The sequence below is a fragment of the Nocardiopsis camelliae genome (assembly GCF_028993595.1).
GTDB lineage: Bacteria > Actinomycetota > Actinomycetes > Streptosporangiales > Streptosporangiaceae > Nocardiopsis > Nocardiopsis dassonvillei.
This window is the reverse complement of sequence record NZ_CP118614.1, coordinates 2,074,632-2,091,166: the sequence shown is the minus strand read 5'-3', so window position 1 is coordinate 2,091,166 and position 16,535 is coordinate 2,074,632. Positions and strand designations below refer to the sequence as shown.

Genomic DNA, 16,535 nt, shown 5'->3' with positions numbered 1-16,535 from the left:
CGTTGTAAAGTTATCAGTGAAGATCAGTCGGATTCTCCTTTTCCCCGATTTTTCCTGCCGTTTTTGAACCCTGCACAGAAGGGCTGGTGCGCGTATGTCCGACGCCGATGTCGCGAGGCTTCCGGGTTTTCCCATGCCACGCGGGTGCCCGTTCTCGGCACCGGGCGCCTACGCCGACCTGCGCGAGCGGGGGCCCGTGGCGCGGGTGCGCCTACCCACCGGCCGCACGGCCTGGGTCGTCACCGGATACCAGGAGGTCCGCGCGGTACTCGCCGACCCCCGCGTGAGCGCGGACATCCGCCGTCCCGGTTTCCCCGCACTGGTGGAGGGCGAACAGGAGGCCGGCACGAAGACGACGCCGTTCATCCGGATGGACCCGCCCGAGCACTCCCGGTTCCGCCGGATGCTGCTGGCCGAGATGACGGTGCGCAAGGCCCGGCGGATGCGCCGCGACATCCAGCGGATCGTCGACGACCGAATCGACGAATTGCTGAACTACGGCCCGCCGGCCGATCTGGTGACCCATTTCGCCCACGTGGTCTCCAGCACCGTCATGTGCGAACTGATCGGTCTGCGCCGCGGCGACCAGCTGTTCCGGCGCGTCACCGAGACCCTGGGATCGCAGGTCTTCGGCGGGGGCGGCAGCACCGCCGAGGGCGCCAGCGAGGGCATCGGCGCCCTGGGCGCGGTGGTGGAGGACGCCGTGCGCGCCAAGGAGGACGACCCCGGTGAGGACCTGCTGAGCCGGCTGGTCCACGAGCAGCTGCGGTCGGGCGAGCTGACCCGGCAGGAACTGGTGACCACGATCAGCATCCTCATCGTCGCCGGGTGGGAGACCACCACCAACCAGATCGCGCTGAGCGTGCTCGCGCTGCTGCAACGGCCCGATCTGCTCGACCGGCTGCGGCGCGACCCCGCGGTGCTCCCGCAGGCGGTCGAGGAACTCCTGCGGGCGCTCTCCGTGGGCGACTCCATCGCGCTGCGCACGGCGACCGAGGACATCGAGGTCGGCGGGACCGTGATCCCCGCCGGCGACGGGATCATCCCGCTGCTGGCGGCGGCCGACCACGACCCCGCGGTGTTCCCCGACCCCGGGCGGATCGACTTCGACCGCACCGGCAGGACCCACGTGGCGTTCAGCTACGGGATCCACCAGTGCGTCGGCCAGAACATCGCCCGCCTCGAACTGGGTGTCGCCATCGGCACCCTGGTCGACCGGATGCCCGGGTTGCGGGCGGCCGAGCCGTTCTCGTCGGTTCGCTTTCGTCACGACGGAATCGCCTTCGGACCCGAACGGGTGCTCGTCACGTGGTGACCGAACCGTCCCCCGGCGCCGTGAGCGTACCCAGGTAGGGCACGCTCGCGGCGTGGGGCTCGGGCGGCGGAGTGAGGCGCAGACCGCACTCCTCGGCGAGCTGGGCGAGCTCCAGCGTGTACCAGCGGTACTGCTCCCGGACCTCGCGGACGGGCTCGCCCCCGCGGAGGACGCGCCACTCGGTGTCGAGGCGCATCCGGCCCGGACCGTCCGGTTCTCCGGACATCCACCACTCGTACCGCTGGTCGCCGAGTTCGGCGTGGCGCAGGAGGGTCGGGCGGATCGTCGTGGGCTCGCGCATCCCCGTCAGCTCGACCACGATCGGGGCCCCGGGCGCCATGCGCCGGGCCAGCCCCAGCAGGAGTTCGCGGCGCAGGTCGGGTTCGAGGTGGCCCAGCACACCGCAGAGCACGACCCCGGACAGCCGTTCGGGGAGGACTCCCGGCTCCAGCAGGCGCTCCGCGGCGTGGGGCAGGACGGTCACCCTTCGCGCGAGCCCGGGGTCGTCGCCGACCCGGGCCGTGAGCAGGGCGCGCATCCCCGCGGCGGGTTCGGTGGCGATCAGGCGGCAGTCGGGATAGGCCGCCGCGACCTGCCGGGTGACCAGCCCGCTGCCCGCGCCGATGTCCACCAGGGGCCCGGCGTCCGGATCGATCCCCGACAGGCACGCGACGACCGCGGGGCCGGTGCGGGCGGTGTGCTCGCGCGCGCCGAGGTCGAAGAACTCCGCGGCCTCGTTGTAGTCCGACAGGTCCGCCGCGTGCGGGCGGGCCGGTTCACCGGCGGGGGCCGGGCGGGCCCCCTCGGGCCCGGGCACGGCGGGCCCCGCCGTGCCCGGGGCGCCGGGTGCCGCGAGCACGGCGGGCGCCAGGGGTTCGGGGTCGGCGGGGCGGATCAGCTCCGGTGGCCCCAGACGGGCCATCAGGTCCCGCCAGACCGCGAAGACCGCGAGGTCGTGCTGGGCCGACCGGAGCGGGTCCCCGCCCGCGGCGATCGCCGCGGCGAAGCCGTCGAGGGCCTCGCCGATCGCCGCGGGCCACAGCTCCGAGAAGATGTCGGAGATCCGGGGCGGCGGGTCCACCCCGTCCAGGACCGCCGACGCGGGCAGCCGGAGCGCCTCGGCTCCGGCCCCGGGAGTGAACACCAACCGGTGCCCGGAGTCGCGGGGGGAGTGCACGCGCGGGTGCCACAGCACGGGGCCGTGCGTGTCGGCCAGGGTCAGGACTCCCCCTTCGGTGCCCACCGCCACGCGGTGCCAGAAGAGGGAGTGGTTGTCGCGGTCTCCGGGGTGGAGCTGGTTGTGCACCCTCAGCGTCAGCGGGGCTCCGGCGATGGCGCCGTGCAGCAGCCTCAACGGCGCCTCGCCGTTCGCGGCCGCGGCGACGTCCTCGGGGACCGGGGCCGGGTCACCCAGCCGCCAGGGGCGCGTACCGCCCAGGGCCCGGGCCAGGATGTCGACCAGGGGGGCCAGGACGTGGACCGGGGCCGCCGCGTCGACGAACAGGACGCGCTGGAGCTTCCTCAGTCTGCCGGCCGCCTCGATGAAGCCGCGCACCGGGGCCACGTGCGGGTAGTGGGTGTTGACCTGGAACTGCCGGTTGGCCCGCCGCGCCGCGCGAAGGGACTCCGACAGCTCGTCGGGGTGCAGCGGGTGCTCCTGGAGCACGTGCACCCCCCTGTCGAGCAGGGTGCGCGCGAGCTCCGAACCCCTGCCGCCCATGACCGCCGCGGGGACCGCCACGAAGGCGGCGTCGATGTCGTCGGACAGCTCCTCCGGGGCGGTGTGGCAGGGCACGCCGTGCCGTTCGGCCAGTTCCCGGGAGTAGCGGCTGCCGGTGGAGAGGATCCCCGCCAGGGTGAAGTCCGGGTGGCGCTGGACGGCGTCGATGTAGAAGCGGCCGAAGTTCGTGCCGCAGACGACGGCGCGCAGCGGCGTGCGGGGGCTCACAGGGCACCGTCCTCGACGGCGGCGTCCGCGTCCCCGGGGCCGGGCAGCGCGACGGCGTGCTCGTGGACCGCGAACTCCGCGTCCCCGTCGGCGCTGAGCGCCGCCACCGTGGCCTGCGGGTCCATCGCCTCGGCGGCGTAGTGCAGCCCCCTGCCGACGCGGCCGGCCAGGACGTCCAGGACCGCGAGCGCCGCGACCGCGCCGGTGAGCCGGTAGCTGCTCTCGCTGTACACGACGCAGGTGCGCGCCCAGTCCTGCCCCGAGAGGCTGAACACAAGGCGGTAGTAGGGCGCGCTGCCCGCGGCGTCGACCTCGGCGGCGCGCCGGATGCGCTCGGTCACCGCGGCCCGCTCCCCCGCGGTGTCCATGGGCAGTGTCGGCAGCGCGGTGAACAGTTCGCGCACCCGCGTTCCGGGGAAGACGTTGTACCAGTCGGCCTCGGCCAGACCCATCCGCGCGGCCAGGCGCTCCACCTCGGCGGTCAGGAGCGGGTGCAGGGCGACCCGGTGGGGGAAGTAGGGCACCTCGGCTCCGTCGGCCACCCGCAGGACCCTGTCGGCCCGGCGGCCGTGCCGCCAGGCCGCCAGGGGGCGGCCGAAGCGCTCGCCGCCGGACCCGCCGGTGTCGAGGGAGAGGACGATGTCGGCCGCCACGCTCTCGGTCGCGTGTTCCAGCCCTCCGGCGTAGCCGGTCATCCTGCGCGCCGGCCCCTTCGCGGGGCCGGCTCCGGCCAGCCAGGGCGGGATGAGGCCGGCCAGGCCGGGAACGGTCCCGGCCGACAGGACGACGCAGCGGTCCGGCCCGACCCCGCCCGACTCCGTCAGGGACTCGTGGACGGGGTCGTCCCCCAGGACGTCGACGACGTCGGCGCCCGCGGCCAGCCCGGCCCGCACGACGGTGTCCTTGAGCAGGTAGCTCGGCCCGGCGCAGTTGACCACCAGGGTGCAGCCCGCGCTGAACCGGGCGAGCGAGGAGGGGTCCAGGGCGTCTACCCCGACGGTCTCGCTGCCCTCGGGCCAGGGGCCCGGGGGGACGGCGGAGGGACGCCGGGCGCCCAGGCGCAGCGGGCCGACGCCCGCTCTGGCCAGGGCGGCGGCGGTGTGGCGGCCGACCGCGCCCGAGGCGCCGATGAGGCCGATCATGACGTCTTCCCTTCGATGATCTCGTGCAGGTGGCTATCCACGGTGGGGACGTTCTGACCCGTCATGCAGGTGAAGTGCTCGCCGGGGATGTCGCGGGTGCGCAGCTCGCCGAGGCAGATGCGCGCCCAGTGGTCGGCGATGGTGTCGGCGCTTCCCGGGAAGGGGTAGGCGCCGTTGTGCCGCAGGAAGGTGATGTCGCCCGCGTAGGGTTCGGCCCGGTGCCGGCTCAGCGCGAAGATGCTCTGCTGGTAGGTGCGCAGCGCCCGCAGCAGGCCCTCGGGCTGGTAGGTGTCGGCGAGCTCGGGCGGCAGCGCCTCGCACATGCGCTTCACCCGGGCCATTCTGGGCAGCGCCTCCAGGGCCTCGAAGGAGGCCCCGACATCGGCGAACTCCCCGTCCAGATCGGCGATCGCGCCGTCCAGGACGGCATCCGGAGAACGGTCGAGCAGGGAGGAGACCGCCTCGCCGACGCGGTCGGAGTCGGCGGGGAACCCGATACGGGCCTGGTCCATGCCCATCATGAGCGAGAAGGAGTACTCGGAGAGCAGTTCGTCGTCGATCCGGAAGGTCGGGCTGTGGCTGCTGATGACCGTGAGGCTGCGGACCGTGGCACCGGCCTCGGCGAGCCCGCGGGCCACCTCGGTGGCGATGACCCCGCCCACGCAGTAGCCGACGACGTCGACCCGCGTGTGCCCGGCGTCGACCAGGGCGCGCACGTACTCGGCGGCCGTGCGGTCGATGAGCCCGTTCGGGTCGGCGTTGCGGAAGTCCTCGGGTACCGGCAGCTCCAGGCCCACCAGCCCGTGCCCTTCGGTGGAACGGGCGCGGAGCCGGGTGACCAGGGGCCGGTACGGCAGCAGGGTCCCCGTTCCGGCGTGCACGAGCACGGTCACCGGGGCACCGGCCTGCGGCGCGATCAGCTCCACCAGCGGCGAGTTCTCGGCCTCCTCCTCCGCTTCGGGGGCGGAGAGTTCGCGCAGGTAGGCCGCCAGGCCCGCGATGGTCGGCCGGCGCAGCAGGTGGCGCAGGACGACCTCCCACTCCAGGTCCCATTCGTGCCCGGCCAGCCCGTCGCGCAGCCGCCCGACGATCCGGGCCACCAGCAGCGAGTCGCCGCCCAGCGCGAAGAGGTCGTCGTCGCGTCCGATGTGCTCCGTTTCGAGCAGCTCGGCCCACAGGTCGGCCAGTGCGCGTTCGAGGTCGTCGCGGGGCGTCTGGTCACCGGCCTCCTCCGCGGAGCCGGTTCCCAGCTGGAGCGACCGCTTCTCCAGCGCGCTGCGGTCCAGTTTGCCGTTCTCCGTTCTCGGCAGGGCGTCGACGATCTCCCAGTGCGCGGGCACCGAGTACTCGGGGAGCAGCTCGTGGCTGCGGCGCGTCAGTGCTTCCACCGCCACCGGGGCCTGCGCCGGTTTGGCCTGGACCAGGTACAGGTGCTGGCCGAAGGCCCGGGCCGTTTCGGGGTCCTCGGGGAACTCCGCGGCGATCCGGCGGCCGCTGTCGCTGTCGCTGTCGCCGATCAGCTCCCGCCACTGTTCGTGGCTGAGGAAGGTCTGCTCCCGCTCCCGGCGGACGTCGGTGAACGGCCCCGCGTGCTCGGCCATGAACTCCGCGGAGACGCGGAGCGCGTGGTCGTCGTCATCGGTGTTGGCCAGCAGGAGCATCCACCCGCCCGGCGCCACCAGGGTGGAGAGCCGGTCCAGGGCGGCGTGCGCGTCGGGGAGGTTGTCCAGGACGCCGACGCAGACCAGCAGGTCGACGGAGTTGCGCGCCAGTCCCTGTTCGGCCGGGTCCTGCGCGGGGTCGAAGGCCGCGCAGCGCACCCGGGGGTCGTCGGAGAAGTCCCGCTCGAACGCGGAGCGGTTCTGGGCCGACCCGTCGGTCGCCAGGTAGTCGACCGGGTGGTCGGAGAGGGCGGACAGCAGGTCGGCGGCGACTCCACCGCCGCGCAGCCCGACCTCCATGACCCGCAGCGGGTCAGGGGTGTCTCGGGTCCGGGCGATCTCGGCGGCCGCGGCGGCCAGGACCGAACGCAGTGCCGAGGAGCCCGCGTTCTCCGCGTAGGCGGCGGTCAGCGCCCGCGGATCGGCTCCGGAGAACGGCCGGGCCGCCGCCTCCTCACGTCCGGCGATCAGGTCGGACAGGTGCTCGGCGCTGGAGCGCACCGTGGCGAACAGCTCGGTGCTCCACCCCGCCTCGCTCTCCAGCCGGGCGGCCTCGGCCCAGGCGCGGGCGGTTGCCTGCGGACCGGGGGCCCGCAGGCCGCTCAGCCTCCCCTGGGGCGTGCGCTCCAGGAGACCGGCGGTGACGAGCCCGTTCAGCCAGCGCCGTACCAGCCGGTGGTGTGCGGGGGCCGCTCCCAGAGCGTCGGACACCTCCTCCGGTGAGTACGCGCCGCCGTCGGCGAACACCGGCGCGAGCGTGTCGGCGACGGAGGCCGCGGCCGCCTCGCTGAGCGCGGCACGGAACGCGGCGAGCCCCGCGGTGTCCACCCGCCGCCCGACCTCCCGGGCGGCGTCGCGGACGGCGGGGACCAGCGTCTCGGGGACGGGGAGGGGGGTGTCCAGACGGGCGGGTTCGACGAAGGCCGTCAGGCTCTGTCCCGCGCCCGTGGGCGCGGTGGCGCGCCCGCCGGTGAGCACGACCGCGGCGGCGCCCACCTCCGGCAGCGACTCCACCGCCGCCTGGACGTCGCCGAGTTCGATCCGGTAACCGCGGATCTTGACCTGCTGGTCCTCGCGCCCGAGGAACTCGATCACCCCGTCGGGCCAGTAGCGGCCCATGTCACCGGTGCGGTAGAGGCGCTCACCGGTTTCCGGGTGCCGGATGAACCGGGCCTCGGTCCGCTCCTTGTCGCCGAAGTAGCCCTGCGCCAGACCGACGCCTCCGATGTACAGCTCGCCGACGACCAGGTCGGGGCAGGGGCGCAGCGCCGTGTCGAGGACGTGGAACGTCTGGTTGTCCATCGGCCTGCCGTAGGGGATGCTGCGCCAGGCGGGGTCGACCCGGTCGATCGGGTGGTGGATGGACCAGATGGAGGCCTCGGTGGCCCCGCCGAGACTGTGCACCGCCATGTTCGGGGCCCAGGACCGCACGGCCTCGGGCAGGGCGGTGGGAATCCAGTCCCCCGACAGCAGCGCGACGCGCAGGGACGGCAGGGGAGGGTCGTCGGCGCGCAGGTAGTCGTGCACCATCTGGAGCTGTCCCGGTACCGAGTTCCAGAACGTGACCTGCCTGTTCCGGACGGTCTCGATCCACTCGGAGGGGTCACCGCGGCGCGCGGGGTCCGGCAGCACCACAGCCGCCCCCACCGCCAGCGGGCCGAAGACGTCGTAGACGGACAGGTCGAAGCCGAGCTGGGCCAGCGCGAGGACGCGGTCGTCGGCGGTCACGCCGAACCTGCGGTTGACGTCGGTGATCGTGTTCAACGCCGCGGCGTGGCTGATCATGACGCCCTTGGGCGCCCCGGTCGACCCCGAGGTGTAGATGACGTAGGCCAGGTCGTCGGGGCCGGTATCGGGCCGCGGCGCGGGACCGGACACGGGAGGGAGGCCGTCGACGGCGACGGTCCTGCACCCCGGGGGCCACTCGCCCTCCTCCACCAGCCAGGACTGGGTCAGGACCACCGAGGTGCCGGCGTCGGCGAGGATCGCCCCACGGCGCTGCGGCGGCTGCGTGGTGTCCAGGGGGAGGTAGGCGGCTCCCGCGAGCAGGGTGCCCAGGACACCGGCGACCTGCTCCCACCCCTTCTCCATCGTGATCGCGACGAGGTCGCCCGCGCCGACGCCGCTGGCGCCCAGCGCCCGTGCGACAGCCGTCGCGTGCGCGACCAGCTCGCCGTAGGTCAGCGAGCGGTCCCGGTCGATGACGGCGACGCGCCGGGGGTCGCGCTCGGCCGCCGTGAGCACCCCGTCCTGCAGCAGGGCGCGCGGCACCGGGGCGGCGGTGTCGTTGACCCGCTCGCGGACGGCGCGGGTGGCTTCGGGCAGCTCGACGCGGGCCGCCTCGTTCCAGGCGTCCGGGTCCTCCGCGAGGCGGGTCATGAGGGCCGCGAAGGCGGCGAAGAGGTCGGCGGCGGTGTCGCCGCCCAGCACCCCTTCGCGGACGTCCCAGCTCAGGGCGAGTTCGTCGGCGCGTTCCATGACCTGGCAGTCGAGCCAGACCTGGGGGGTCTGGGTCTGGGCGTGGCGGATCGCGGCCGCGGGGCGGCGGGCCGCCGCGGAGCCGAGCGTGCTGGTGAACACGACCGGCATGAGCACGGTGTCGCTGTCGCTGCGACGGGTGAGGTCGGCCAGGACCTGGCTCCCGGTGTACAGGGAGTGCTCCAGGTCCTCCAGCAGGGTGTCGCGCAGGGTGGCGGCGCGTTCGGCGAACGTCTGCGCGGGCCGCAGGTCGACGGCGAGGAGCTCGACGGAGGTGAAGTCCCCCACGAGGCGGTCGACGTCGGCGTGCAGGGGCAGGCGGGTGAAGGTGGGGACGTTGAGCGTGAACCGGGGGCTGCGGCTCCAGCGGCCCAGCACCTCGGCGTAGGCGGCCATCGCGGCGGCCGAGGCGGTGACGCCCGCGCGGACGGCGTTGGCTTCGAAGGACGCGCGCTGCCCGGCGCTCAGCACCTCCTCGAAGCGCCGGAAGGCGCCGACCCGCCCGCCGTCCGCGGGCAGCGGCAGGTCGGGGGCGGGGGGCAGGTCGGGAAGCCGTCGGGTCCAGTAGTCGCGTGCGCGGTCGTACTCGCCGGTCAGGGTCTGGTTGCGGCGCGCCAGAACGTAGTCGCGGAACCCGATCTCCGGGGTCTCGCCCCCACGGCCGTGGTACGTGTCCTCCAGCTCGGACAGGACCAGCAGCAGGCTGGCGTAGTCGACGATGAGCTGGTCGATCGACAGGTGCAGGATGAGTTCGTCGTCGCAGCGCGTCATGCGCAGCTCGAACAGCGGCGGCACGTCGGTGGGGGGAACCCTGGAGGCCAGCTCGCGACGCACCAGGTCCACGCGCGCCCCGACCTCGGCGGAGGAGGCGCCGCGCAGGTCGGCGGTCGGCACCGGCTCCTCCGGGATCCGCGGAAGCACTTCCTGGAAACCGTCGGGGTGGACCACCGCGCGCAGCATGCCGTGGCGGCGCACCACGGACCACCAGGAGTCCTGGAGCCGCCCCGGGTCGGTGTCGGCCGGGAAGGAGAGTTCGACGTAGACGTGACAGGCCACTCCGCCATACCCGTACGCGCTGCCGCGGCCGACCAGGTAGGCGGCCTGGATGTCGGTCAGCGGGAAGGGGGTGTGGGCCTCCTGGGGAGCGGGGGTGATCCGGGCGGCGCGGCGGCGCGCGGTCAGGTGGGCGAGGACGTCGGCGCGGTTCTCGCGCAGCAGGGCCTTGCGCTCCTCGGTCAGCACGCCCTTGGGGGCTCGGAACCGCAGGGCACCGCCGTCCTCCCAGAGCCGGATGCCGTCCTTCTCCATTTCGGAAACGATCTGATGGGCGTTCACAGGACTCCGCTTTCTTCGTCGTCGCGGGAGGCGAGGGCGTGGTCTACCTGTCGTGCCAGGTCGGCGAGGGTGGATGCGGTGAGGAACGAACGGACCGAGATCTCGACGCCGAACTCCTCGCCCGTGGCCGTGACCAGGCGCAGCGCGCTCAGGCTGTCGCCGCCGGCGGCGAAGAAGTCGGCGTAGCGGTGGTCGGCCCGCGTGCCCAGGAGCTCGATCCACAAGGCGGCGATCCGGACCTCGGTCTCCCCCGTGGGCGGGCCCGAGGCGGCGTGCTCCTCGGCGACGGCCGCTTCGGCCAGCGCGCCGCGGTCGACGGCGCCCGCGGCGGTCAGGGGCAGGCGGGGCAGCCGGGTGAGCCGGGCCGGCACGGCGAAGGGGGGCAGCAGGTCGGCCAGGTGCCGGGAGAGGCCGTCCGCCTCCTCGCCGTCGGCGGTCACGATGAAGGCGTGGAGCCGCCGTTCACGTCCCTCCCCCACGGTGACCACCGCCGCGTGGACGACGCCCGGGTGCGATTCGGCCGCGCTCTCGACGGCGCCGAGGTCGACGCGGCGGCCGCTGAGCACGGCCTGCGGCTCGGGGCCGAGGAACTCGACCGTGCCGTCCGGCAGGTACCGGGCTCGCACACCCGCCGGGCGGAGGCTCCCGGACGGGTCGGCGGGACCGCCGGTCCAGAGGTCGCCGATCACCTGGTCGGGGCATTCGCGGCCCGCGGAGTCCACGACGCGCAACCGGTGGCCCGGCAGGGGCGTCCCGGACGGCGCGGAGCGGTCCGCACCGCCGTCGAGCTCGACGGCGCTCGCCCAGCCGGAGACACCGCGGCCGCCGTGCAGCGCCACGAGCCCGCCTCCACCGCCGGTGGCCCCGCGCAGGCGCCCGGGCAGGCCGGTGCTCACCCGGTCGCCCGAGACGAGCGCCAGGCGAAGGCCCCGCAGCGGCTCCTCCTCCTCGGTCGAGGCCGCCGCGATCAACTCGTCGAGCAGCATCGGCGGGCCGTTCCACACCGTCGCGCCGTGCTCGGCGGCCAGCGCGACCGCGGTGCGCGGGTCGCCCGTCCCCTCGGTTCCGGGGCACACGAGTGCGCCGCCGACGCCGAGAGGACCGAACACGGTGAACGCGTCCACTCCGGCCGACGGGAGGTCGACCGCCAGCACCCGGTCCCGCGCGTCGAGGCCGAACCTCTCGCGTACCGCCGCGATCGTCGCCACCGCGGACCGGTGCTCGACGAACTCGACGGCGGGGTCCGCCCCGTCCTGACCGGCTCCGACGGTGACGTAGGCCGGTGCTCCGGGGTCGGCGGCGACCGCGCCCCGCAGGGGTTCGGCGGCGGTCAGGTCCCCGATGTCGGCCTGGTCCGGGCCGTCCGCGCGCCCGGGAGCGACGATCACGGTGCGGGCCCCGGCCGCCCGCTGGACGTCCTCGCGCCGCGGGCGGGGCTCCCCCGGGTCGGTCAGCAGGTAGGCCGCACCGACGGAGAGCACTCCCAGGACCGCGACGACCCGGTCGGCTCCGGGGGGCAGGGCGAGGGCGACGACGTCGCCGGGGCCCACGCCCCGCTCGGCCAGGCCGCCCGCGACCCGGGCCGCCCGCGCGGCGAGCGCGCCGTAGGTGAGGGGTTCGTGCTCCGGTGCCCCGAGGACGGCGGGCAGGTCCGGCCGGTCCTGCGCCCGGCGCAGGACCTCGCCGTGGAGGGTGCCCTCCGGGACGGCGGGGACGGCGCCCTGAGCGCTGAGCCGCACGTCCGCCTGGGCGCGCGGCAGCACCGGCGGGGCGGCCGTGTCCCAGTCGTTCCCGGCCAGCCAGGCCAGCATCGCGTTGTAGGCGTCGAACATGGAGTCGAGCACGCCGGGGCGGAACAGCTCCTCGATGGCGTCCCAGGTGACCATGACACCGCCGTGGGACTCGGTGACCTGGTTGTCCAGGAGCACCTGCGGGGTCTGGGAGATGCCCCACACCTTCTCGGGGAAGCCGTCGGAGAGGTCCTTGACGGTGCGGTCGCCCACTCCGACGGAGCTGCTGAAGACCACGGGCATGGCCGCGTCGACCGCGCCGGTGCGCTTGGCGAGCTCCTGGAGCAGCCAGGTCACGGAGGCATCGCGGTTGTCGAGGTCCTCACTCATGACGCGCTGGAGGCGGTGGGCGGCCTCCGACCAGGGCTCCCCGGTGCGCGGCTCGTACCCGAGCAGGGAGACCGAGGTGAAGTCGCCCATGATCAGGTCGATGCGGGGGTGGACCGGCTGCCTGTTGAACAGGGTGAGGTTGACCGCCACGTCCGGGTGGTCGCTCCACGCCGACAGGACCTCGGCGTAGCAGGTGAGCAGGACGACCGACGGTGTCAGACCGTGTGCCCGGGCCTTGTCGGTGATCGCCTCCCACGACTTCGCCTGGAAGTGGCGCTGGCGCCGGGTGAAGCGGGGGTGCTCCACGGTGGAGGGGTCGGCGACCAGCGGGAGCGCGGGTGCCGGGGGCAGCGTCTGGAGCCGGCGCGTCCAGTGCCGGCGCGCCTGCTCGACCGAGTCGGGGTCGGGTTCGGAGTGCAGGACGTAGTCGCGGAAGGAGACGTCGATCGGCTCCAGCTCCGCCTCGGGGTCGCTGTAGAGCCGGTCGAGCTCCCCGTACAGGGCGATGATGGACGCGGCGTCGAGGACGATGTAGTCGAGCCCGATCGCCAGGCGCGTGCGCGTCGCGCCGCCGCCGGGGTAGCGCACCGCCCGCAGTTCGAACAGGGGCCACCGGGTCAGGTCGATGCTCAGGTGGGAGGACTCCTCGCGCAGCCCGGCCAGGACCTTCGCCGCCTCCTCCTCGGAGTCGACCTCCGTGACCGCCACCGTGACCGGCGGCGCCTGCGGCAGGATGCGCTGCCTTCCGTCCTCGTCGAAGACGGCGCGCAGCATCTCGTGCCGGTCCACCAGGGCCGCCCAGACGCGTTCGAAGCGGTCGAGGTCGAAGTCGGCGCCGTCGAACTCGCTGTAGTGGTAGGTGCCCACGCCCCCGAGGGAGAGCCTGCTGTCGCGCCCGATCCAGAACGCCCTCTGGACGTCGGTCATCGGGAAGGGCTGGTGGCGGTTGGCCGGGTCGCCCTCCCCCAGGACGGCGTCGGCCGACGGTTCCTGCCGTGTGAGCGTGGCGGCGAAGTCGGCCAGCGCGGGCGAGGCGAACAGTCGCGCGACCCGCGCGCCGCCCACGCCCCGTTCCCGCAGGGCGCCGATCATCCGGGTCGCCAGCAGCGAGTCACCGCCCAGGGCGAAGAACCCGTCGTCGCGCCGGACGGCCCCGACGCCCAGGAGTCCGCCCCAGACTTCGGCCACCACGGTCTCGGCCCATCCCCGCGGGGACCGGTCCCCGTCGGGGTCGCCCTCCGGCGCGCGGCCGGTCGCGGCCGCCGTCAGCGCCTCGGCGCGCCGCCGGTCGAGCTTGCCGTTGGCGGTCAGGGGGAGTTCGTCCACCAGCACGGTCTGGGAGGGGACCATGTAGGAGGGGAGGTTGCGCTCCAGAGCGGCGCGGAGCTCCGCCTCGGCCGCCGGGCCCGTCACCCCGGCCGCCACCAGGGCGAGCCTGCGCGGTGTACCCGTGATGAGCGCGACCGCGGCCGTGACCACCGGGCACGAGGCGGCGGCCGCCTCGACCTCCCCCAGCTCGATGCGGTGTCCGCGTAGTTTCACCTGGTGGTCGGCGCGGCCGAGGAACTCCAGGACGCCGTCGGACCGGTAGCGGGCACGGTCTCCGGTGCGGTACCACCGGCGGCCCCGGTCGGTCACGAACTTGTCGGCGGTGCGCTCGGGGTCTCCGCGGTAGCCGTTCGCCAGTCCCGCGCCGCTGACCCACAGCTCGCCCGCCACCCAGTCGGGGCGGTCGCGGCCTCGGTGGTCCACGACCCGGGCGCGCATGTTGGGCAGCGGCTTCCCCCACGGGATCGAGGCCCAGGAGGGGTCGACCCGGTCGACCTCGAACACCGTGGAGTGCACGGCGGCCTCGGTCATCCCGCCCAGGGCGGTGAACCGTGCGCCGGGGACCAGGGCGCGCAGGCGCGCGGGCTGGTCGAGACCGACCCAGTCACCGCCGAGCAGCACGAACCGCAACTGGTCGCCGAGGCCCTCGGGACGCGACTCGGCGGCGGTCAGCACCATGTCGAGCAGAGCGGGCACGCAGTTCAGGAGCGTTACCCCGTGCTCACGGATCAACGTGACCCAGTGGTGGGCGTCGCGGCGGGACTCGTCTCCGACCAGGACCACCGAACCCCCCGCGGACAGGGGGGCGAAGAGGTCGTAGACGGACATGTCGAAGTCCAGGTCCGCCAGTGCCAGGCCGCGGTCGCGCGGCCCCACGTCGAAGTGGTCGTTCAGCGCGGCGATGGTGTTCACGGCCGCCGCGTGCGCGACCTCCACGCCCTTCGGGACCCCGGTGGAACCGGAGGTGAAGATGACGTAGGCGGTCGCGTCGAGGGGCTGCCGGAGCTGCGGAGGCGCGGGTGCGAACCGGTCCGCGTCCCCGATCAGCACGACCGGGGTCCCCTGTCCGCCCCGTGCCGGGTCGGTGAACCGGTCGGCGTGCGCGGAGCCGGTGAGCACCGCCGCGGCGTCGGCCGCGTCCAGGACGCGCGCCATCCGCTCGGCGGGCTGTTCCACGCCGACGGGGATGTAGGCGGCGCCCGCGCCCAGGACTCCGAGCACCGCGGCGACCTGTTCCACGCCACGGGGGAGGCTGACCACCACGGCGTCGCCCGGTGCCACCCCCGCCTCCGACAGCAGCGCGCTGACACGGCCCGCGCGGTCGGCGAGCGCGGCGTAGGTCACCGGTTCGCCGGAGTCGGGGACCAGCGCGACGGCCGCGGGGTTCTCGCGCGCGCAGCGGAAGAAGCCCTCGTGCAGCCGGTCGGTCACGGCCGGCGCGTCGGTGGCGTTGACCGCTTCGCGCACGCGCGCCTGGGCCTCGGGCAACGGCGGGGCCGCGGGCCTGTTCCACGCCGAGGCGTCGTCGACGAGGGCTTCGACGAGGTCGCGGTAGGCATCGAACGCGGCTTCGGGAACCCCGGGCTCGAACGCGCGGTGCCGCACGTCCCAGTTCAGGAGCAGCCCGCCGTCGAGTTCGGTCACCTGGGCGTCCAGCCAGACCTGGGGCCCCTGGGAGATGATCCACACCGGGTCGCCGAACGCGTTCCTGACCTCGGAGTCGTAGATCTCGCCCAGGCCCAGGGCGCTGGTGTAGACGACGGGGGCCAGGGCCGGCACGCCGTCGGCGGCGCGGGAGAGGTCCCGGAGCACCTCGACACCGGAGTAGGAGCCGTGGGCGGCCGCCGTGCGCAGGCGGGTCTGCACGTGGCGCGCGGCCTCGGCGAAGGTCCGCTCCTCGGTGAGGTCGACGTCGAGCAGGATCGAGCTGCTGAAGTCGCCGACGAGCGATTCGGCCCCCGCCAGGTCCAGGTCGCGGTGGAACAGCGGGAGGTTCAGCAGGAATCTCGGGGAGTCGCTCCAGGCCCCGAGGGTCTCGGCGAAGGCGGCCGCCAAGGCGGCGGCGGGGGTGACCCCGTGGCCGCGTGCGGCGGCGACCAGCCGTTCCTTGCGCTCGGGGGCGAGCCAGTGGTGCAGTCGGGTGGTCGGGTGGAAGCGCGGCGAGGAGGAGTCCGGGTCGAGCGGGTCCACGACGGTGGGGAGGGCCGGCGGGGCGCTCAGCGATTCCAGGTGCCCGCTCCACCAGGCGCGGTCCTCCTCGCGCTCCCTCGCCCGGGTGGTCTCGGCCGCGCTCAGGTAGGCGCGGTAGTCCAGGGGGATCTCCGGCAGTTCCGCGTCGGGGTCGGCGTAGAGCAGTCGGAGGTCGCGCAGCAGCACCCGCATGCTCGCGGCGTCGGCCGCCAGCATGTCGAGGTCGATGTGCAACCGGGTGGCGCCGCCGGGGCGGAGCGTCAGCGCGAGGTCGAAGACCTCGCCCCGCTCCACGTCCATCCGCCGGTGGGTGTAGTGCTCGCGCAGTTCGGCGAGCACCTGGTCGACCCGCTCGGCCGCCTCCTCGCGCAGGTCGCGCACGGTCAGCGCGGGCTCGGGCTGGCGGTCCAGGACGCGCTGGCGGCCGTCGTCGAGCACGGTGACGCGCAGCATCCCGTGGCGGCGGCGCAGCGCCGTCACGGCGGCCTCCAGGCGCGTGGCGTCGACTCCCGAACCGTCGAGCTCGGCGTAGAAGTGCGCGCCGACCCCGCCGAGGGGCTGGCCCGGCTGGCGCCCGATCCAGTAGGCGTGCTGCATGGCGGCGAGCGGGAAGGGGCCGCCGGGGTCCTCCGCCTCGGAGCCGGGCTCACGGGCCGGGTCGGCCGGTGCCAGGAGCCGCTGCCAGCCGCGCAGGGTCGCCGCTTCCGCGAGTTCGTCGAAGCCGACCCCCAGACCGGCGCGCCGCCACCGCGAGGCCAGGCGCATCAGGGCGATGGAGTCCATGCCGAGCTCGAACAAGTCGTCGTCCGGGCCGACCTCCTCCGGGGGGATGTCCACCAGCGCGGCGACCGCGGCGCGCAGTTCCCCTTCCGTCGTGGGCACCGTTGGCGGATCGGCTGGCAGCGACACGCGTGATCGTCTCCTTGACTCGCAGCGGGCTTCGGGGGCCGACCTGAACCCGGTGGGAACCGGGGGTCGATGGCTTGCTTGAAAACGAAAACCGTTATCTTTTTTACC

5 protein-coding genes are annotated in these 16,535 nt (G+C 74.4%); 1 reads left to right on the top strand and 4 read right to left on the bottom strand.

Annotated features, from left to right (window positions below):
* Nucleotides 1-133 precede the first annotated feature (133 nt).
* Entirely contained in the window at nt 134-1,315 is a 1,182-nt protein-coding gene (locus tag PV789_RS09190) for a cytochrome P450 (RefSeq protein WP_274977007.1), read from the top strand.
* Here PV789_RS09190 and PV789_RS09185 read toward each other — a convergent pair.
* From PV789_RS09185 to PV789_RS09170, 4 genes are read right to left on the bottom strand one after another with little or no spacing between them, the layout of a single operon-like run.
* Nucleotides 1,305-3,263 carry a Gfo/Idh/MocA family oxidoreductase gene (locus tag PV789_RS09185; RefSeq protein ID WP_274977006.1) on the bottom strand — a complete coding sequence of 653 codons (1,959 nt, stop codon included), beginning with the start codon at nt 3,261-3,263 and terminating at the stop codon, nt 1,305-1,307. The two genes, PV789_RS09190 and PV789_RS09185, sit on opposite strands and share 11 nt — an antisense overlap.
* Nucleotides 3,260-4,405, bottom strand: coding sequence for an NAD(P)H-binding protein (locus PV789_RS09180; RefSeq protein ID WP_274977005.1), 1,146 nt, complete (start codon nt 4,403-4,405; stop codon nt 3,260-3,262). The genes PV789_RS09185 and PV789_RS09180 overlap by 4 nt, the downstream gene beginning before the upstream one ends.
* Nucleotides 4,402-9,879, bottom strand: coding sequence for a non-ribosomal peptide synthetase (locus PV789_RS09175; RefSeq protein ID WP_302475391.1), 5,478 nt, complete (start codon nt 9,877-9,879; stop codon nt 4,402-4,404). Before PV789_RS09175 ends, PV789_RS09180 begins: the two co-directional genes overlap by 4 nt.
* On the bottom strand, nt 9,876-16,400 hold the full coding sequence (locus PV789_RS09170) for a non-ribosomal peptide synthetase (protein WP_274977003.1): 6,525 nt from the start codon (nt 16,398-16,400) through the stop codon (nt 9,876-9,878). The genes PV789_RS09175 and PV789_RS09170 overlap by 4 nt, the downstream gene beginning before the upstream one ends.
* Nucleotides 16,401-16,535: the final 135 nt, after the last annotated feature.

Coding starts and splice junctions, on each gene's coding strand:
- PV789_RS09190 (WP_274977007.1), top strand. CDS start 134: ATGCCACGCGGGTGCCCGTTCTCGGCACCGGGCGCCTACGCCGACCTG.
- PV789_RS09180 (WP_274977005.1), bottom strand. CDS start 4,405: ATGATCGGCCTCATCGGCGCCTCGGGCGCGGTCGGCCGCCACACCGCC.